We start from the raw sequence: 17,187 nt of genomic DNA, 5'->3' as shown, positions 1-17,187 counted from the left end.
GTATCCCCGAAAAGCCCACCGATTGTCAGCCCGTGTCTGCTATGGGCACGCCATCTTTGCACGCCGCGCAACAAGAAGAAACGAGCGGACCGGCCGCTCGTTTCTGACTGTTATGGTGTCTCATATGGATAAGACACCATAGCATAACCTGCTTTATCGGGTGCTGATCACCAGACGACTGCTCTGTTTGACCTCTTCCATCACCACGTAGGTGCGGGTGTCGTTGACACCGGGCAAGCGCAGCAGGGTCTCCCCCAGCAGCCGGCGGTAGGCCGACATGTCGCTCACCCGGGTCTTGAGCAGATAATCGAAATCACCGGATACCAGGTGACACTCCTGGATCTCTTCGAGCACCTGAACGGCCTTGTTGAACTGTTCGAATACATCGGGCGCCCCGCGGTTAAGGGTGATCTCGACGAAGACCAGCAAAGAGGCATCCAGGTAGTGAGGGTTCAGAATGGCGGCATATCCTTCGATATAACCCTGTCGCTCGAGGCGACGAACCCGTTCCAGACACGGTGTGGGACTCAGGCCAACTCGTTTGGACAACTCAACGTTCGAAATCCTGCCATCCTTTTGCAGTTCATTCAGAATGTTGCGGTCAATCCTGTCCAAATCCTTTAGCCGACTCTTAGCTTCCATCATTTTATTCCATCCTTTGGCTATTTTTTGGTAAGAATCACCAGTCATTTTATAATTATGGTCACAAATCCTGTCAATACCTGAATATACTAGGCGCAAATGTTATTAACATTTAAGCAACATAAAACACCAATCGATAGACGAGGGATAGCATGATTATCGGTGTACCGAAAGAGATAAAAAACCATGAATATCGCGTAGGCATGGTTCCGGCCAGTGTACGTGAACTGACAGCACGAAACCACACTGTTTTCGTCCAAAGCGGTGCCGGAAACGGCATTGGCTTCAGCGATGCAGATTATATGGCTGCCGGCGCCGATATTTTGGCCACCGCCGCCGAGGTTTTCGCCAAGGCCGAGATGATCGTCAAGGTCAAGGAGCCCCAGCCAATCGAGTGCGCCATGTTGCGCCCGGGTCAAACCCTCTTTACCTACCTGCATCTGGCACCGGATCTGCCACAGACCGAAGCCTTGCTGAAAAGTGGTGCCATCTGCATCGCTTACGAGACGGTCACCGATGGTCGTGGTGGCTTGCCCCTGCTGGCCCCCATGTCGGAAGTCGCGGGTCGCATGTCCATTCAGGCGGGCGCCCAGGCACTGGAGAAATCCCGCGGTGGTAGCGGCGTGCTGCTCGGTGGCGTGCCCGGCGTCGAACCGGCCAAGGTGGTGATTATCGGGGGCGGTGTAGTGGGTTCCAACGCGGCCCGTATGGCCATCGGCCTGCGCGCGGATGTCACCATTCTTGACAACAACATTGATGCCCTGCGCCGACTCGACAACGAGTTCCAGGGATCAGCCAAGGTGGTCTACTCCAACAGCGAAACCCTGGAACGTCATCTGCTGGCCGCCGATCTGGTCATTGGCGGCGTGCTGGTGCCGGGTGCTACTGCGCCAAAACTTGTCAACCGTGACCACATTGCGCGCATGAAGCCTGGCTCGGCCATCGTCGACGTGGCCATCGATCAGGGCGGCTGCGTGGAGACCTCCCACCCCACCACTCACGAAGATCCCACCTTTATCGTCGATGACGTGGTGCACTACTGCGTGGCCAACATGCCGGGCGCCGTGGCGCGAACCTCGACCGTGGCCCTCAACAATGCCACCCTGCCCTTCATCATCAAGCTGGCGCAACAAGGGTATCGTCAGGCGCTGCTGGCAGACTCCAATCTGCTGCATGGTCTCAACGTGATGGAAGGCAAGCTGACTTGCAAGGAGGTCGCCGTGGCCCATGGCCTTGTCTACACGGATCCCCTGACCCTGCTGAACTGATCTGCTCGATGTTCCCAAGAGACGATGAGTGAGAATCCGCCCGCGATGGGCGGTTTTTTTATTTCCCAAACCCGCCCCGCCGCTCATACGTACACGATTAAAACAATCGACTCACTGGCCTTTGACCCCTTATCACGAATTACCTACAATCGCGCAAACTCATTACGTCTCGGAAATTACATCATGAGCCAAGTCACTCACAGCAAACTGCTGATCCTGGGCTCCGGCCCGGCCGGTTACACCGCTGCCGTCTATGCCGCCCGCGCCAATCTCAATCCCCTGCTCATCACCGGCATGCAGCAAGGCGGTCAGCTGACCACCACCACAGAAGTGGAGAACTGGCCTGGCGATCCCGAAGGCCTCACAGGCCCGGCCCTGATGGAGCGCATGAAAGAGCATGCGGAGAAGTTTGATACCCGCATCCTGTTCGATCACATCAACGAGGTGGAGCTGACCCAGCGCCCGTTCCGTCTCAAGGGTGACAACGGCGAGTACACCTGCGATGCCCTGATCATCGCCACCGGTGCCTCTGCCAAGTATCTGGGCCTGCCCTCCGAAGAGGCGTTCAAGGGGCGCGGCGTCTCTGCCTGCGCCACCTGTGACGGTTTCTTCTATCGCAATCAGGAAGTGGCGGTGATCGGGGGTGGCAACACTGCCGTGGAAGAGGCGCTCTATCTGGCCAACATCGCCAAGAAGGTGCACCTCATTCACCGCCGCGACGAGTTCCGTGCCGAGAAAATCCTGATCAAGCGCCTGCATGACAAGGTAGCCAGCGGTAATATCGTACTGCACACCCACCAGACCCTGGACGAAGTGCTGGGCGATCAGATGGGAGTCACCGGCGTGCGCCTGCGCAACACCCAGGACGACACCACCTCCGAACTGGCACTGATGGGCGTCTTCATCGCCATCGGTCACCAGCCCAACACCCAGATCTTCGACGGCCAGCTGGAGATGCAAAACGGCTATCTGAAAGTTCGTGGTGGCCTTGACGGCTTTGCCACCCAGACCAGCATCGAAGGGGTCTTTGCCGCCGGTGACGTGGCCGACCACACCTACCGTCAGGCCATCACCTCCGCCGGTACCGGCTGTATGGCGGCCCTCGATGCAGAACGCTATCTCGACGCACAATAAACGCGCTCCAGATGTGATATAAGGCATACCCTCGGGTATGCCTTTTTCATATGTAGGAGTCTAATGAAGCAGAAGATATTGATAGTCGAAGACAGCCTGACCATACGTCGCATGCTGACTCAAGCCATTGCCCAGCAAACCGGTCTTGAGATTGATGCCTTCGACACCCTGGAAGGCGCCCGTCATTGCCGGGGAGAAGAGTATGTGGTGGCGTTGGTGGACTTGACGCTGCCGGATGCCCCAAGCGGTGAAGCCGTCAGCGCACTGCTGGCCCGTGGCCTGCCGGTGGTGATCCTTACCGCCGACATCAGCGAGGACAAACGCAGCGCCTGGCTGGAAACCGGGGTGCTGGATTATGTGATGAAGGATTCGCGCCACTCGCTGCAATATGCGGTCAGCCTGGTGCATCGCCTCTATCTCAACCAGGCCATCGAAGTGCTGGTCGTCGATGATTCGCGCACCTCCCGCCACCGCACCATGACCCAGCTGCGCAAACAGTTGCTGCAGGTTCATGAGGCGAGCCACGCCCGTGAAGCGCTGGCCATGCTGGAGCAACACCCGGGCATTCGCCTGGCGCTGGTTGACTACTACATGCCGGATATCGACGGGATCAGCCTGGTACGTATGCTGCGCGAGCGCTACAGCAAACAGCAACTGGCCATCATAGGGATCTCGGTCTCCGACAAGCGGGGACTGTCGGCTCGCTACCTCAAGCAGGGGGCCAACGACTTCCTCAACCAGCCGTTCGAGCCGGAAGAGTTGCAGTGCCGGGTCAGCCACAATCTGGAGGCGCTTGAGCAGTTCAACAGCATTCAGGAGTCAGCCAATCGCGACTACCTGACCGGCCTGTACAACCGGCGTTACTGGTTCAATGAAGGGCAGAAATGGTTCGAAGAGCATCAGCGCCAACAAACCCAGCTCGCGCTCTGTGTACTCGATGTGGATCACTTCAAACAGGTCAATGATCACTGGGGCCATGCCATCGGCGATCAGCTGCTCTGCCACCTCACCCGCCTGATGACCCAGTTCTTCCCCGATGCCATGATTGCCCGTTTTGGGGGGGAAGAGTTTGCACTCATGGTCCCGCACTGCACCGTGAGCGTCCTTAACAAACGGCTGGAAGGGCTGCGTCAGCAGTTGCGCCAGCAACCTCTTTCCAAGGAGCATCCCCTGTTCGTGCGCGCCAGTTACGGCGTGATCAATGTCGGGCGGGGATCCATGGACGAGGCACTGAGCGAAGCGGATCGCCTGCTGTACCAGGCGAAAAATACCGGTCGCGACAAAATCGTGTCTCAGGACCCAGCCGCCTGACCGGCAAGCAGTGAGTCCCGTGTGTTACCGCCCGACAGATTTTCTCTCCGAAAATCTGTCGGTTGTTTTTCAGCCCCTTTCTCAAAACGTCTTGTCGACCCGCACACCGTCATCGAAATAGAGAATGCGGACCTTGTCCCCCTTCATGAACACCATGGCGGGATCATAATCCTGGATCACGTTGACCAGCCCATTCTGTTCGTTGCGGATGAGCAGTTCCACCAGCTTGTTTTCCACCACGCTGCCACCGGACGACTGATACTGCTGCGCCATGGCTGCCCCCGCCAGCGCCCCCACTGCGGTCGCAATTTCCCGGCCATGACCACCGCCAAACTGGTTGCCAAGCAGCCCTCCCAGCACGGCGCCACCCAGGGTTTTCCAGCCTGAGTGCTCGGATTCCAGGATCTGGCGCTGAGTAATGTTGCGCACTGTATCCACTTCGCCAAATACCACCTGATTCACGGGCCTGGCGGTATTGCGCTCATACACAACCGCCCAGGCTGGCGCAGTGACAAACCAGATCAAGCTGGATACTATCAGGATAATGCCCTTCATCTGTGAACCTCGTTGCCTAATGTCTCGCTATCTTACCCAACTGGATGATGAGCTCTGCTGGTTTCCCGACCCAAAGCATGCCCTGGAAGAGCCCAACGGCCTGCTGGCGATTGGGGGCGATCTCTCCCCGACGCGCTTGCTGGCAGCTTACCACAAGGGGATCTTCCCGTGGAATGAGCCCCACCAGCCGACGCTCTGGTGGTCACCGGATCCCCGGGGGGTGATCCGGCCAGAGCAACTGCACATAGGACGCACCCTGCAAAAAGTGCTGCGCCGCACGTCATTCGATATTTCCGTCAATCGCGCCTTTAATGAGGTAATCACCGCCTGCGCCGCACCGCGACGCACTGCCGATGAGACCTGGATCAGCAGGCCCATGATCGAGGCTTATCAGCAACTTCATCGCCTGGGTCATGCCCACTCCATCGAGATCTGGCAAGAAGGACGGTTGCAGGCGGGATTGTACGGACTCTCGATTGGCCGACTGTTCTGTGGCGAGTCCATGTTCAGCCACATCGACAATGGCGCCAAACTGGCCATGGTGGCACTCTGTCGTCACTTTGCTCGTCATGGGGGTGAACTTGTCGATTGCCAGATGCAGAACCCGTTTCTCGCCACCCTGGGTATTGAAGAGTGGCCAAGAGCCCGCTTTCTGAAAGCACTGACAGTACTGGGGCAACAAACATTGGCGGCGACATGCTGGCACAAGGGGGAGATCAGCCTATGACGGAAGAAGTGATCCTCAAAGTAGGGCTCACCCCGAAACACCCTTGCAGTTATCTGGACAAGGAACAGGAACAGTTGCTGGTGCTGATGGACCACTCCCTGCTCAATGCCAGCGGTTATGAGCGCCTGCTGACCGCAGGATTTCGCCGCAGTGGCAACGACATCTATCGCCCCCACTGCCCCGCTTGCCATGCCTGCCAATCTCTTCGTATTCACAGTGAACTGTTTCGCCCCAGCCGCGGGCAAAAGCGGATCCGCCAGCTCAACAGGGATATCGACATCGTGCTGAGCTACGATGACAAACCCGAATATTACCTGCTCTACGAGCGCTACATCCGGGAGCGCCACCGCGATGGCAGCATGTATCCCCCCAATCGCAACCAGTATCGCGGCTTTCTCCATTGCGACTGGATGCCCCCTCTTTTTCTGGAAATGCGCAAGGAAGGGCGGCTCATCGGAGTAGCCACTACGGACCTGCTGCCTCACTCCCTGAGCGCCATGTATACCTTTTTCGACCCTGATTACGCCGACCGCTCTCTGGGCACCTTTGCCATCCTGAGCCAGCTCGATCTCGCCAGACGCACGGGGCGTAACTGGCTCTATCTCGGCTATCTGGTAGAAGAGTGTCGCAAGATGAATTACAAGCGCAATTATCTGCCCCATGAGGTGCTAATCCAGGGAGAATGGAAAAATATCGACAGCAAGCCCGAGTAAACTTTACACATAGCCTTAAATCCGGCATGATCCAGCGGTTTTTTGTTGTGGCTTATCAAGAGGATTCAATGGCTAAAGAAGACAGTATTGAGATGCAGGGCACTATTCTCGAAACCCTGCCCAATACCATGTTCCGTGTGGAACTGGAGAATGGTCACGTGGTTATCGCTCATATTTCCGGCAAGATGCGCAAAAACTACATTCGTATCCTGACTGGAGACAAAGTAACGGTAGCACTGACTCCCTACGATCTCTCCAAGGGACGTATTGTTTTCCGCTCTCGCTAAGCCAGGAATTCAGCAAAAAACCCCAACCTTTCGGTTGGGGTTTTTTGTCGTTTTCTAATCACGGATGCTTAGTGGGAAACAGCTTCAACATCGACCTGAAAGTCAAAGCTGAGGCTGTCATCAACCAGCTCAACCTTCACGACCCCACCATCGACCAATGAGCCAAACAGGATCTCGTTGGCCAGGGGTTTCTTGAGGTGTTCCTGGATCACCCTCCCCATCGGTCTGGCCCCCATGGCTCTGTCATATCCCTTCTCGGCCAACCAGTGACGAGCACGTTCTGACACCTCGAGAGAGACACCTTTCGCATCCAGCTGAACCTGCAACTCGACAATAAACTTGTCGACGACCTGGTGGATCACCGTCATATCCAGATGGTTGAACCAAATGATGTGGTCGAGACGGTTGCGAAACTCCGGGCTGAATGTCTTGTTGATCACCGCCATGGCATCGTGGCTCAGATCCTGCTGCTGGAAACCGATGGACTTGCGTTGGGTTTCCTGCACCCCGGCATTGGTGGTCATCACCAGGATCACATTGCGAAAATCAGCCTTGCGCCCGTTGTTATCGGTCAAGGTCCCGTTGTCCATCACCTGCAGCAACAGGTTGAAGACATCCGGGTGCGCCTTCTCAATCTCGTCGAGCAACACCACTGAGTGAGGGTGCTTGATCACCGCATCAGTCAACAGGCCACCCTGTTCAAACCCGACATAGCCGGGAGGCGCACCGATCAGACGAGAGACTGTGTGACGCTCCATGTATTCGGACATGTCAAAGCGCAGCATCTCCACCCCGAGGGCCTTGCCCAGTTGCTGGGTCACCTCTGTCTTGCCCACCCCGGTCGGGCCGGCAAAGAGGAAACAACCGACAGGGCGACGCTCGTTACCCAATCCCGAACGGGACAAGCGGATCGCATCGGTCAGCACTTCGATGGCTTTGTCCTGGCCGAAGACCACCATCTTGAGATTACGCTCCAGATTTTTCAGCACTTCCTTGTCGGAGGAGGAGACTGATTTTTCCGGGATACGGGCAATCTTGGCCACGATGGCTTCTATTTCCTGCACATTGATCACTTTCTTCCGCTTGCTCGCCGGCAACAACCGCTGTCCGGCCCCAGCCTCATCGATCACGTCGATGGCTTTGTCCGGCAAATGACGATCGTTGATGTATTTGGCCGACAGTTCCACCGCGGCACGGATCGCTTTGACGGTATAACGTACCCCGTGGTGTGCCTCGTAGCGGCTCTTGAGCCCCATCAGGATACGTGTGGTATCGTCAACGCTCGGTTCGACGATATCGATCTTCTGGAAGCGACGGGCCAGTGCACGGTCTTTCTCGAAGATCTGGGCATATTCCTGATAGGTGGTTGAACCAACACAGCGCAGCAAACCGTTAGAGAGCAGCGGCTTGATGAGGTTGGCCGCATCCAGCTGGCCACCGGAGGCTGCACCGGCACCTATGATGGTGTGGATCTCGTCGATGAACAGGATGGCCCCTTCCTGGCGTTCAATCTGCTTGAGCAGCACCTTGAGGCGTTTCTCGAAATCGCCGCGGTATTTGGTTCCCGCCAGCAAAGAGCCCATATCGAGTGAGTAAATGGTGCTGCCGGCAATTACCTCGGGTACATCGCCCTTGACGATCCGGTAGGCCAGCCCCTCGGCGATAGCGGTCTTGCCAACACCGGCCTCACCGACCAGCAGGGGATTGTTCTTGCGACGACGGCACAACACCTGGATGGTGCGATTCAACTCCTGATCACGACCAATCAGAGGGTCAATACGCCCCTCCAGCACCAGCTGATTCAGATTGGTCGCAAAGCTCTCGATCTGGGCGGCAGATACGTCGTCATCAGACTCAGGATTACTATTGCTGCCAAGATCCGGCTTGCTCTCCTTGCGAACACCATGGGAGAGGAAGTTGACCACGTCGAGGCGACTGATCTCGGCTTTTTTCAGGAAGTAAGCCGCTTGCGACTCCTGCTCGCTGAAAATGGCGACCAGGACATTGGCACCACTGACTTCGGTGTTGCCCGAAGATTGCACATGGAATACCGCACGCTGAAGCACTCGCTGGAATCCCAGCGTCGGCTGGGTTTCACGATCTTCATCGTCACGGGGAATAAGAGGGGTTGTTTGATTGATGAATGCGCGGATCTCTTTGCGCATCTGCTCGACATCGGCACCACAAGAACTCAGCGCCTCATGGGCTGAGCTGTTATCCAACAGGGCTAACAACAGGTGCTCGACGGTCATGAATTCGTGGCGCTCGTCACGGGCCAGTTTAAACGCCTCGTTCAGCGTCTTTTCCAGATCTTTATTCAACATAGGCACCTCCCCTAGTACAGCTACAATGTGGTGTCACACTCGCCATCAAGTCATCAGATTCAAGCCTTTTCCATAGTACATAGCAGTGGATGTTCGTGATTACGTGAATAGGTGTTGACCTGGACTACTTTGGTTTCGGCGATCTCTGCGGTAAACGTGCCACAGATCCCCTTACCACTATAATGCACGCTCAGCATGACCTGAGTTGCCTTGTCCAAATCCATACCAAAGAACTTTTGCAGCACCTCCACCACGAATTCCATCGGTGTGTAGTCATCATTGTTCAACACGACCTTGTACATGGGGGGCGGCTGCAGCTTCGTCTTCTCTGCTTCTGCAATCTCTTCATTAGCAAAGAGTTCTTTCTGCTTGCTCATAATCGCGCTTTGGTACCTCTAGATTACTACCGCCTAACACAAGCTTGTCAATAGACTTGTTAACCAGATCACATCAGCTGTTAACAACTTCTTGACTCGCTCAAAAGTTGGACTAGATTGGTTACTTGCTAATCTGTGCCCGTCTGCTACGGGCTCATGTCCTAGTTATAATGGGCTGGCGCAGGTTACTCAACGACTTCTGGGTAATCAATAAAAGGATGTAGAAGTATGGCAACCGGCACAGTTAAGTGGTTCAACAACGCAAAAGGATTTGGGTTTATCTGTCCGGAAGGAGGTGGTGAAGATATCTTCGCGCACTACTCCACGATTCAAATGGAGGGCTACAAGACCCTGAAAGCGGGTCAGGCCGTCAATTTTGAACTGCAACAGGGGCCGAAAGGAAATCACGCCTCCGTTATTGTGCCAAACGAAGCACAAAGTATTTAAAACCATGCGTTGGATAAATAAAAAACCGGTTTCTCCCAGAGAAACCGGTTTTTTATTATCTATACCTGTGACTTCTGTGCTCCACGACTGTCTCGTGCCCTAATCGCGGACACCTCATCGGCAGTCTTCAGTCGTGATAGTCGTGACAGGCGATCAGGGTGTTCTCCATCAGGCTGGCAACCGTCATCGGTCCGACACCACCTGGCACAGGCGTGATAAAAGAGGCATGACTGCGCGCCGTTTCAAACTCAACGTCCCCTACCAGAGAGCCATCCGCCAGACGATTGATGCCCACATCGATCACCAGCGCCCCCGGCTTGACCCACTCCCCCGGAATGAAATTGGGCTTGCCGACCGCTACCACCAGCAAATCAGCGCGGCGCACCTGCTCTTCCAGATCGCGGGTAAAACGGTGACAAGTGGTGGTCGTGCACCCCGCCAGCAGCAGCTCCAGGGTCATGGGGCGTCCCACTATGTTGGATGCTCCGACCACCACCGCATGCAGACCATGAGTCTTAACTCCTGTGGTTTCAATCAGCGTCATGATCCCCTTCGGCGTGCAGGGGCGCAGTGCCGGAATACGCTGTGCCAGACGTCCGACATTATAGGGGTGAAAACCATCGACATCCTTGTCGGGGCGGATCCGCTCCAGTACCAGGGTCGTATCGAAGTGGGCCGGCAGTGGCAACTGAACCAGAATGCCATCGACATGAGTATCGTCATTCAATTCATCGATCAAGGCCAGCAACTCTTCCTGAGTGGCCGTCGCACTCAAGTCATAAGAGCGGGAGAGAAAACCGACTTCTTCACATGCCCGGCGCTTGCTGCCGACATAGACCTGAGAGGCAGGATCCGCCCCCACCAGAATGACGGCCAGCCCCGGTGCCCGTTTCCCTGCTGCCAACCGCTGTTGGACCTGCGCCGCGACCTGGCTGCGAATCGTTTGCGCAACCTGTTTTCCATCTATGATTTTGGCAGACATCGTACTCCACTCACCATGTGTTCAACTGCCGCGCATTGTCGCATTTTTTTAGCCGGGATGTTAGCGGCACAGATAGGTCGCATGACCAGAGGGCAATAAGTAGGCACTTGAATTTACTGGGGGAAAAAGTCGTTGACGCTGGCTCCAACGCTTGGGTATGATGCCCGCCCGTTGCCCAGTACGACTCTTGTCGAGTATGCTGGACGCGACATTTCGGTGATTAGCGCAGCCCGGTAGCGCATCTGGTTTGGGACCAGAGGGTCAAAGGTTCGAATCCTTTATCACCGACCAGGTTTGTCAACTTGCCTGCATGGCAGGTTGAGATACGCGCCCTTAGCTCAGTCGGATAGAGCAACGGCCTTCTAAGCCGTGGGTCGCAGGTTCGAATCCTGCAGGGCGCGCCATTGATTCCCTCTCTTATCAGATAAATGGAAATCAATGACAGTTTTAGTGGTGGCTGTAGCTCAGTTGGTAGAGTCCCGGATTGTGATTCCGGTTGTCGTGGGTTCGAGCCCCATCAGCCACCCCATTATCTCTCTGCTCTCGCAATTCATAGCGAGCAGAATGCTCTTCAGAGTGAAACAAAAAAACCGGCCTGTGCCGGTTTTTTTGTTTTTACCCTTCAGCAAAATCAAAGAACCAAGCCCGTTCTTTGCTCTATGTATTCCACCTCATAAAGACACAAAATCATCAATACTCTGAATCTTATTTCGTTTGTGCTTATAACTCAGAATAATTTGTTGTTTATGTTTTATTACGCAAAACGGTAACCTCTCCCATTCTCATCTACTTCCTATTACCGGACTCGCTATCCCGTCGCTAACTGCACTGCTGCAGCCCATGAACCTGCACTGATATCCCTGCAGTTCGCAACATCACGCAATCAAGGCCAGGCATTCAAGCCCCATGACTATGCCTAACCACATTAGGATAGAACGAGGAACAAACCATAGACGGACTCGAGCAACATAGCTTGCCAACCATAATCACACCTGAATATCTGTGCCAGTTTCTGGCGACCACGGAGTAATACAATGAAATTCAAGACCATGAGCGTGCACAGCGGCCAGCGAATCGATCCCCAGACCGGGGCACTTACCACCCCCCTCTACCAGAGCAGCACTTTCAGCTACTTCAACGCCCAGGCGGGCAAGGAGCGCTTCGCCGGTCAGGCTCCGGGGTTTATCTACAGCCGCTTTGGCAACCCCACCACCGCCGAGCTGGAGCAGAAGCTGGCAGCCCTCGAAGGAGCCGATGAGGCGCTGGTGGTGGCCAGTGGCATGGCGGCGGTGAGCGCCATCATGTATGCCCTGGCCGATAGCGGCGATGAGGTGGCCTACATAGGCCCCCTCTACGGCGGCACCGATGCGTTCCTCAAACAGACCTTCAGCCGCGCTGGCATCAAGGTCACCGCCTACGAGAGCGATCAGGATCTGCTGGCCAACATCCGCCCCGCCACCAAGGTGGTACTGTTCGAAACCCTGACCAACCCCACCCTCAAGGTGGTAGACCCGCGAGTGGTGGTCGAGGCGGCCCGCAAGGTGGGCGCCATCAGTGTGTGTGACAACACCTTCCTCACCCCCTATCTGCTACGCCCGCTGGAGCTCGGTGTCGATATCGTGATGCACAGTGGCACCAAGTACCTGGGCGGCCACGGCGACATCATCGCCGGTGTGGTGGCCGGATCCCACGCGCTGATGAAATCCATCCGCACCGTGGCACTCAAACATATCGGCTCCCCCATCGGCCCACAGGAGGCCTACCTGCTGCAACGGGGAGTCAAGACCTTGCCACTGCGCATGGATGCCCACCTGCACAATGCGCAAAGAGTCGCCGAATTTCTGGCCGCTCACCCGGCGGTGAAGAAAGTGATCTACCCAGGGCTGGCCAGCCATCCGGGCCACCCTGCCCTTGGCGCCTTCGCCAGCGGCTTTGGTGGCATGGTGAGCATAGAGCTGGAAGGAGGGTTTGAGCGCTGCGCCACCTTGCTCGACAACTTGCAGCTGTTCGTGCAGGCGGTGAGCCTCGGCGATCTCGAGAGTCTGGCCTGCCATCCAGCCAGCACTACCCATGCCGCCATGGACGAGGCGAGCCGCCTCGCCGCCGGGGTCAATGACGATCTCATCCGCTTCAGCATAGGGGTGGAGGACGCGGACGATCTCATCGCCGATCTGTCGGCGGCGCTCGCCCTCCTTTAACTCTTTTACCTAACACAAAAACGGCGGCCATTATGGCCGCCGTTTTCACAACGCGATCAGGCGATGTCTGACATTACTCTTCCCACACGATGGAGCGTGAAGGCCACTGCTCGCCGATATCGGCATATTTTTGCTCCAGCAGGTGGCGGCGGATCTTCATGGTGGGAGTGAGCACGCCGTTCTCGATATTCCAGGGTGTCTTCACCACCAGGATGCCACGCAACTTGGCATGAGCCTCCAGCTGATCGTTGACCCGGTTGCGGGCCGCCTCCAGCTGGGCCTCGACCGCTCCCTTGTCCCCCTTCATGGCACTTTCGGCGAGCTGCACCAGGGCGATGGGTTGTGGCATGCCATAACCAATCACGCACAGCTGCTCTATGATGGACTCCTGCCCAAGCAGCCCTTCGATGGGGACAGGCGCCACATACTTGCCCTTGGCGGTCTTGAACACATCCTTCATCCGCCCCGTGATGGTGAGATACCCCTCCCTGTCCAGCTTGCCCATGTCGCCGGTATGGAGCCAGCCATCCGCATCGATGGCCTCGGCGCTGTGCTCGGGATCCTTGTAGTAGCCCAGCATCATGCCTTCACAGCGGCAGAGGATCTCCCCTTCATCGGAGATCTTGATGGTCACGCCAAGCCCCGCCTTGCCGACGGTACCGATCTTGTCTGCCCTAAACGGATAGTTGATGGTGGAGTAGGCATGGTTTTCGGTCATGCCCCAAGCTTCGGTGACATTCAGGCCGATGCTCAGGTACCACTCAAGCAGGGCCGGTGACACAGGCGCCGAGCCGCAGCCCAGCACCCGCGCCTGATCCAGCCCCAGCCCCTTTTGCAGCTTGCTCTTGATGAGGCTGGAAACCAGCGGGATTTTGAGCAACAAATCGAGTTTCTTCTGGGGCAATTTCTCGAGGATCTTGATGCGGAACATGGCCCACAGGCGCGGCACCGAGATGAACACGGTGGGACGGCAGCGCTTGACGTCCTCGATAAAGGTGTCGAGGGATTCGGGGAAAGCGATGGTGGCGCCGCCAAACAGGCTGCCACCATAGATGTAAACCCGCTCTGTGATGTGAGCGAGCGGCAGATAGGAGAAGCCGCGATCGGCCTGAGTCAGACCGACCGTTTCCACCAGCTTCTCGCAGGACCAGGCGTAGCGCTCGACGCTCAGCATGGCCCCTTTCGGCTTGCCGGTACTGCCGGAGGTGTAGACCAGGCTCAGCAAGGAGTCCGGCGCCTGCACCGGGCTGTCGGGAATGGGCTCGTGCGCCTCCAGCAGGTCGTCCCACTGGTGGCTGGCCGGCATGGTGTCATAGGGAAAGGCGATGCGCAGCAGATCGGCGGGGACGCCGGCCTCCTGGCTCTTCCAGTCATCCAGCTTGCCGACGAAGATGGCCTTGGCTTCGCTGTGGCGCAGCACATATTCGATAGTATCGACGTTGGCGGTGGGATAGATGGGCACACTCACATACTGCCCCATCTGCATGGCGAGATCGGCGATGAACCACTGGGCGCAGTTCTTGGAGAGCAGCGCCACCTTGTCGCCAGCAACCAGCCCCAGATGACGCAGGGCCGTCACCATGCGCCGCGCCTCTTCCGCCACTTCACCCCAGGTGAAGTCGACATATTCGCGGTTGATGGTTTGTCGCAGATAAATCCGATCAGGACACTGCCGCTCCCAGTGATAGAGCATCTCGAGCGGCAGTTTCTTGGCAATATGTGATGTGGAAGCCATAGTTTAATCCCTGAAACAAAAGGCGATACTTATTATTAACCTTTTGATAACTATCAGGGAAGCAGAAACTCATACTTCCGTTTGAAATTTGTTTTTGATCAAGCTTCCGCTTGTTGCTGCAGGCGTTTCCACATGGTCTGCACCAGCTCTTCATCCTGCTCGGAGAGCTCCCCCTGCAAGATGGCCTCGTTGAGACTGCGCAGCACATAGCTCTTGACGTCGCGCACCAGGGTCTTGCCTTCCAGCTCGGCCCGGGCTACCGCCAGCGAGATATGCCCCCGCAAGTATCCTCCGGCAAACAGCTCATCGTCTGTCGCGGTGGCAACCATGTCGTCGATCAGTCCCAACAACTTGTGCTCAAAATCGTGAATCGTCATGTAACGCAGCCTCATTTCCGGGGTTGCCGGCAAAATAATTCGGGGGTATGGAACCGCAATCCGGTTGATTGCGGCTCTCTGGCGCCAGGCCAGCGGCTTCCTTGACGTCCTATTCCGGGTTGGCCACCGGGTAGATGACCTGATCCTTGTATCCCGTGGTGATCCGCAGATAACCACTCAACGCCCGGTTCAATTCGGGATCATCGGTATCCACCAGCAGCGGTCGGCCCTCAAGCGCGGCCAACTTGCTCTTGGTCGCCAGCACCTGGATATTTTCCAGCCCGACACACCGAATCACCTCTGGACTCAATTGCTGATTTCCGCGCCCGAACAGATGTCCCTGACCGCCTATCAGGGTAATGATCAGACGGCAGCGACGGCCGCGGATCCGGGTCAGGATCTCGGCGGCGGACAGATCCTGCCCGATAAGCCGGCCATTTTCCACCAGATCCACACCGAGCAAGGTATTTTCCAGGCCAAGCTCCGCCATGCAGGCGGCCACCGTGCTGCCGGACCCCATCAGGTAGAGAACATCGGGTTCCATTTGCTCCACAAAACCGGCGGCCAGATCCGCCAGCACCAGCTCTTCGGACTCCTTGCCCCCCTGCTTGACCGCCTGTACGTAACGCAGATCGCCGGGCACCAGCAGCTGGCCATAGTGACGAGCACGCACCTTGCCCGCTCGAAATGCCTCTTCATCTATATCCATCACCTCGGCATCGATAAGGCTGAGCAGCTCCCCTGCGATCATCCGTGCCGCCACCCTGCCCGTCGCGGCAGGGGTCACCCCGTAGACCCCCGAGTGGATCTTGCAGCCCGCCGGAATGCCGAGCACATGGCACGACTCCCCCACCGCCGCACAGATATCCCGCGCCGTGCCATCGCCGCCGGCAAACAGCAACAGATCGACCCCGGCGTCGCGCATCCGCTCGGCTGCCTGGCGGGTGTCGGTGGCACTGGTGGCCTCCCCTTCGGGGTGGTAGACAATCCGGCAGGGCAAACCGAGGGAGCGGGCCAGCGCCTCCCCCATCTCGTCGGCGACCGTCAGCAACTCGAACCGCTCAGTCAGCTCGCACAGTGGCAACAGGGCCTGCCGTGCCCGCTCCTGAGCCCTGGGCACGGCGCCACGAGCAAGCGCCTCTTCCACCACGCCATCACTGCCCTTGAGACCGACTGCCCCGCCAATGCCGGCAACCGGATTAATGATGAGTCCTAATCGAAACATGCGTCCCTCCCTTGCGATGGCGACCATTCTTATCTTTTCGCCACACTGGGACAAGCGGTCTCCCCCTGTTAAAATGTTCCGTTTCGTTTTTCCCTATCAAGGTGCAATTATGTTGGAATGGGTTCTTGACCCCTCAGCCTGGGTCGCTCTCGCTACTCTTACCCTGCTCGAAATCGTACTTGGCATTGACAATATCATCTTCATCTCCATCCTGGTCGGCCGCCTGCCCGAGGCCCAGCGCCAGAAGGCGCGCATTCTGGGACTGGCGCTTGCCATGGGCACCCGCATCCTGCTGCTGCTCTCCCTGGCCTGGGTGATGCGCCTCACCAGCCCGCTCTTCACCGTGCTGGGCGAGGCCATCTCGGGGCGCGATCTGATCCTGTTGCTGGGGGGCCTGTTTCTCATCGGCAAGAGCGCCCACGAGATCCACGCCACTCTGGAGGGCGCGGCCGAGCCGGAGAGCACGACGGCCGTCGCCTCCGGCTTTGTCAGCACCCTGCTCCAGATCGCCATCCTCGATATCGTGTTCAGCCTGGATTCCGTCATCACAGCGGTCGGCATGGCGGATCACGTGCCCGTCATGGTGCTGGCCATCATGATCGCCGTCTTCATCATGATGTTCGCCGCCAAGGCCATCGGCGATTTCGTCGACAACCACCCCACCATCAAGATGCTGGCCCTCTCTTTCCTCACCCTGGTGGGCTTCGCCCTGATGGCGGAAGGGCTGGATGTGCACATTCCGAAGGGGTACATCTACTTCGCCATGGCCTTCTCGCTGGTGGTGGAGATGATCAACATTCGCCTGCGCAGCCACACGGCTGCCAACGGGCAGAAATAGCCATCACGATCGCAGGATCAAAAAGAGCGCCTCCCGGGGCGCTCTTT

Annotated in this window: 17 protein-coding genes and 3 tRNA genes; 12 read left to right on the top strand and 8 right to left on the bottom strand. The window is 57.1% G+C overall.

Features of this window, described 5'->3' with window-relative positions:
- Positions 1–153: 153 nt before the first annotated feature.
- Positions 154–645 (bottom strand): leucine-responsive transcriptional regulator Lrp, encoded by a 492-nt coding sequence (gene lrp / locus I6L37_RS14195; RefSeq protein WP_005300047.1) that lies wholly within the window; start codon positions 643–645, stop codon positions 154–156.
- Positions 646–794: 149 nt separating this feature from the next.
- Between lrp and ald the strand changes: the two genes are divergently transcribed.
- From ald to I6L37_RS14180, 3 genes are all read left to right on the top strand, one after another.
- Positions 795–1,910, top strand: a complete 1,116-nt coding sequence (ald, locus tag I6L37_RS14190) for an alanine dehydrogenase (protein ID WP_042069613.1) — start codon at positions 795–797, stop codon at positions 1,908–1,910.
- A gap of 183 nt (positions 1,911–2,093) precedes the next feature.
- Positions 2,094–3,044, top strand: a complete 951-nt coding sequence (gene trxB, locus I6L37_RS14185; RefSeq protein ID WP_026456807.1) for a thioredoxin-disulfide reductase — start codon at positions 2,094–2,096, stop codon at positions 3,042–3,044.
- 63 nt (positions 3,045–3,107) lie between these two features.
- Positions 3,108–4,355 carry a diguanylate cyclase gene (locus tag I6L37_RS14180; protein ID WP_026456806.1) on the top strand — a complete coding sequence of 416 codons (1,248 nt, stop codon included), beginning with the start codon at positions 3,108–3,110 and terminating at the stop codon, positions 4,353–4,355.
- An 81-nt stretch (positions 4,356–4,436) separates the two neighbouring features.
- On the opposite strand, the gene I6L37_RS14175 is transcribed toward I6L37_RS14180, so the two are convergent.
- Positions 4,437–4,910, bottom strand: a complete 474-nt coding sequence (locus I6L37_RS14175; protein ID WP_216992172.1) for a glycine zipper 2TM domain-containing protein — start codon at positions 4,908–4,910, stop codon at positions 4,437–4,439.
- A gap of 19 nt (positions 4,911–4,929) precedes the next feature.
- On the opposite strand from I6L37_RS14175, the gene aat reads away from it, so the two are divergent.
- The 3 genes from aat to infA all read left to right on the top strand — a co-directional run bounded on the left by aat (position 4,930) and on the right by infA (position 6,637).
- Complete coding sequence (gene aat, locus I6L37_RS14170) at positions 4,930–5,637, top strand: leucyl/phenylalanyl-tRNA--protein transferase (protein WP_201978776.1); 708 nt, start codon at positions 4,930–4,932, stop codon at positions 5,635–5,637.
- The gene (locus I6L37_RS14165) at positions 5,634–6,350 is read left to right on the top strand and encodes an arginyltransferase (protein ID WP_201978775.1); all 717 of its coding nucleotides are present in this window, start codon (positions 5,634–5,636) and stop codon (positions 6,348–6,350) included. The genes aat and I6L37_RS14165 overlap by 4 nt, the downstream gene beginning before the upstream one ends.
- A 68-nt stretch (positions 6,351–6,418) precedes the next feature.
- Positions 6,419–6,637 carry a translation initiation factor IF-1 gene (infA, locus tag I6L37_RS14160; RefSeq protein WP_005300033.1) on the top strand — a complete coding sequence of 73 codons (219 nt, stop codon included), beginning with the start codon at positions 6,419–6,421 and terminating at the stop codon, positions 6,635–6,637.
- Positions 6,638–6,705: 68 nt separating this feature from the next.
- Here infA and clpA read toward each other — a convergent pair whose 3' ends face one another.
- Both clpA and clpS read right to left on the bottom strand, forming a co-directional pair.
- Complete coding sequence (gene clpA / locus I6L37_RS14155; RefSeq protein ID WP_042029222.1) at positions 6,706–8,961, bottom strand: ATP-dependent Clp protease ATP-binding subunit ClpA; 2,256 nt, start codon at positions 8,959–8,961, stop codon at positions 6,706–6,708.
- 59 nt (positions 8,962–9,020) lie between these two features.
- On the bottom strand, positions 9,021–9,338 hold the full coding sequence (gene clpS / locus I6L37_RS14150) for an ATP-dependent Clp protease adapter ClpS (protein ID WP_026457984.1): 318 nt from the start codon (positions 9,336–9,338) through the stop codon (positions 9,021–9,023).
- 228 nt (positions 9,339–9,566) lie between these two features.
- Between clpS and cspD the strand changes: the two genes are divergently transcribed.
- Entirely contained in the window at positions 9,567–9,785 is a 219-nt protein-coding gene (cspD, locus tag I6L37_RS14145) for a cold shock-like protein CspD (RefSeq protein ID WP_216992171.1), read from the top strand.
- A gap of 127 nt (positions 9,786–9,912) precedes the next feature.
- Here the strand turns inward: cspD and folD are convergent, their stop codons facing one another.
- Positions 9,913–10,767, bottom strand: a complete 855-nt coding sequence (gene folD, locus I6L37_RS14140; RefSeq protein WP_216992170.1) for a bifunctional methylenetetrahydrofolate dehydrogenase/methenyltetrahydrofolate cyclohydrolase FolD — start codon at positions 10,765–10,767, stop codon at positions 9,913–9,915.
- A 214-nt stretch (positions 10,768–10,981) separates the two neighbouring features.
- On the opposite strand from folD, the gene I6L37_RS14135 reads away from it, so the two are divergent.
- From I6L37_RS14135 to I6L37_RS14120, 4 genes are all read left to right on the top strand, one after another.
- Positions 10,982–11,058 (top strand) — tRNA-Pro (locus I6L37_RS14135).
- Between the two features lie 36 nt (positions 11,059–11,094).
- Positions 11,095–11,171: transfer RNA gene (locus tag I6L37_RS14130), tRNA-Arg, on the top strand.
- Positions 11,172–11,220: 49 nt separating this feature from the next.
- Positions 11,221–11,296, top strand: a tRNA-His gene (locus tag I6L37_RS14125).
- A gap of 505 nt (positions 11,297–11,801) precedes the next feature.
- Complete coding sequence (locus tag I6L37_RS14120; RefSeq protein ID WP_216992169.1) at positions 11,802–12,965, top strand: PLP-dependent aspartate aminotransferase family protein; 1,164 nt, start codon at positions 11,802–11,804, stop codon at positions 12,963–12,965.
- 73 nt (positions 12,966–13,038) lie between these two features.
- Here the strand turns inward: I6L37_RS14120 and I6L37_RS14115 are convergent, their stop codons facing one another.
- The 3 genes from I6L37_RS14115 to I6L37_RS14105 all read right to left on the bottom strand — a co-directional run bounded on the left by I6L37_RS14115 (position 13,039) and on the right by I6L37_RS14105 (position 16,302).
- On the bottom strand, positions 13,039–14,700 hold the full coding sequence (locus I6L37_RS14115; protein WP_216992168.1) for an AMP-binding protein: 1,662 nt from the start codon (positions 14,698–14,700) through the stop codon (positions 13,039–13,041).
- A gap of 98 nt (positions 14,701–14,798) precedes the next feature.
- Positions 14,799–15,077, bottom strand: a complete 279-nt coding sequence (locus tag I6L37_RS14110; RefSeq protein WP_042029226.1) for a YfcL family protein — start codon at positions 15,075–15,077, stop codon at positions 14,799–14,801.
- Positions 15,078–15,186: 109 nt separating this feature from the next.
- Positions 15,187–16,302 carry an ATP-NAD kinase family protein gene (locus tag I6L37_RS14105; protein WP_216992167.1) on the bottom strand — a complete coding sequence of 372 codons (1,116 nt, stop codon included), beginning with the start codon at positions 16,300–16,302 and terminating at the stop codon, positions 15,187–15,189.
- Between the two features lie 109 nt (positions 16,303–16,411).
- Here I6L37_RS14105 and I6L37_RS14100 point away from each other — a divergent pair, with 109 nt between their 5' ends.
- On the top strand, positions 16,412–17,140 hold the full coding sequence (locus I6L37_RS14100; protein WP_216992166.1) for a TerC family protein: 729 nt from the start codon (positions 16,412–16,414) through the stop codon (positions 17,138–17,140).
- Positions 17,141–17,187 lie beyond the last annotated feature (47 nt).

Source organism: Aeromonas sp. FDAARGOS 1407 (genome assembly GCF_019048725.1).
Lineage (GTDB): Bacteria > Pseudomonadota > Gammaproteobacteria > Enterobacterales > Aeromonadaceae > Aeromonas > Aeromonas enteropelogenes.
Note: the sequence above shows the minus strand (reverse complement) of the source record. Positions and strands in the feature narration are given on the sequence as shown.

What these genes read in the sequence shown, in the direction of transcription:
- infA (WP_005300033.1), top strand. Translation starts at nt 6,419, where the DNA reads ATGGCTAAAGAAGACAGTATTGAGATGCAGGGCACTATTCTCGAAACC.
- trxB (WP_026456807.1), top strand. Translation starts at nt 2,094, where the DNA reads ATGAGCCAAGTCACTCACAGCAAACTGCTGATCCTGGGCTCCGGCCCG.
- ald (WP_042069613.1), top strand. Translation starts at nt 795, where the DNA reads ATGATTATCGGTGTACCGAAAGAGATAAAAAACCATGAATATCGCGTA.
- clpS (WP_026457984.1), bottom strand. Translation starts at nt 9,338, where the DNA reads ATGAGCAAGCAGAAAGAACTCTTTGCTAATGAAGAGATTGCAGAAGCA.
- I6L37_RS14100 (WP_216992166.1), top strand. Translation starts at nt 16,412, where the DNA reads ATGTTGGAATGGGTTCTTGACCCCTCAGCCTGGGTCGCTCTCGCTACT.
- I6L37_RS14105 (WP_216992167.1), bottom strand. Translation starts at nt 16,302, where the DNA reads ATGTTTCGATTAGGACTCATCATTAATCCGGTTGCCGGCATTGGCGGG.
- I6L37_RS14175 (WP_216992172.1), bottom strand. Translation starts at nt 4,910, where the DNA reads ATGAAGGGCATTATCCTGATAGTATCCAGCTTGATCTGGTTTGTCACT.
- lrp (WP_005300047.1), bottom strand. Translation starts at nt 645, where the DNA reads ATGATGGAAGCTAAGAGTCGGCTAAAGGATTTGGACAGGATTGACCGC.
- I6L37_RS14180 (WP_026456806.1), top strand. Translation starts at nt 3,108, where the DNA reads ATGAAGCAGAAGATATTGATAGTCGAAGACAGCCTGACCATACGTCGC.
- cspD (WP_216992171.1), top strand. Translation starts at nt 9,567, where the DNA reads ATGGCAACCGGCACAGTTAAGTGGTTCAACAACGCAAAAGGATTTGGG.
- I6L37_RS14120 (WP_216992169.1), top strand. Translation starts at nt 11,802, where the DNA reads ATGAAATTCAAGACCATGAGCGTGCACAGCGGCCAGCGAATCGATCCC.
- clpA (WP_042029222.1), bottom strand. Translation starts at nt 8,961, where the DNA reads ATGTTGAATAAAGATCTGGAAAAGACGCTGAACGAGGCGTTTAAACTG.
- I6L37_RS14110 (WP_042029226.1), bottom strand. Translation starts at nt 15,077, where the DNA reads ATGACGATTCACGATTTTGAGCACAAGTTGTTGGGACTGATCGACGAC.
- I6L37_RS14115 (WP_216992168.1), bottom strand. Translation starts at nt 14,700, where the DNA reads ATGGCTTCCACATCACATATTGCCAAGAAACTGCCGCTCGAGATGCTC.
- folD (WP_216992170.1), bottom strand. Translation starts at nt 10,767, where the DNA reads ATGTCTGCCAAAATCATAGATGGAAAACAGGTTGCGCAAACGATTCGC.
- aat (WP_201978776.1), top strand. Translation starts at nt 4,930, where the DNA reads ATGTCTCGCTATCTTACCCAACTGGATGATGAGCTCTGCTGGTTTCCC.
- I6L37_RS14165 (WP_201978775.1), top strand. Translation starts at nt 5,634, where the DNA reads ATGACGGAAGAAGTGATCCTCAAAGTAGGGCTCACCCCGAAACACCCT.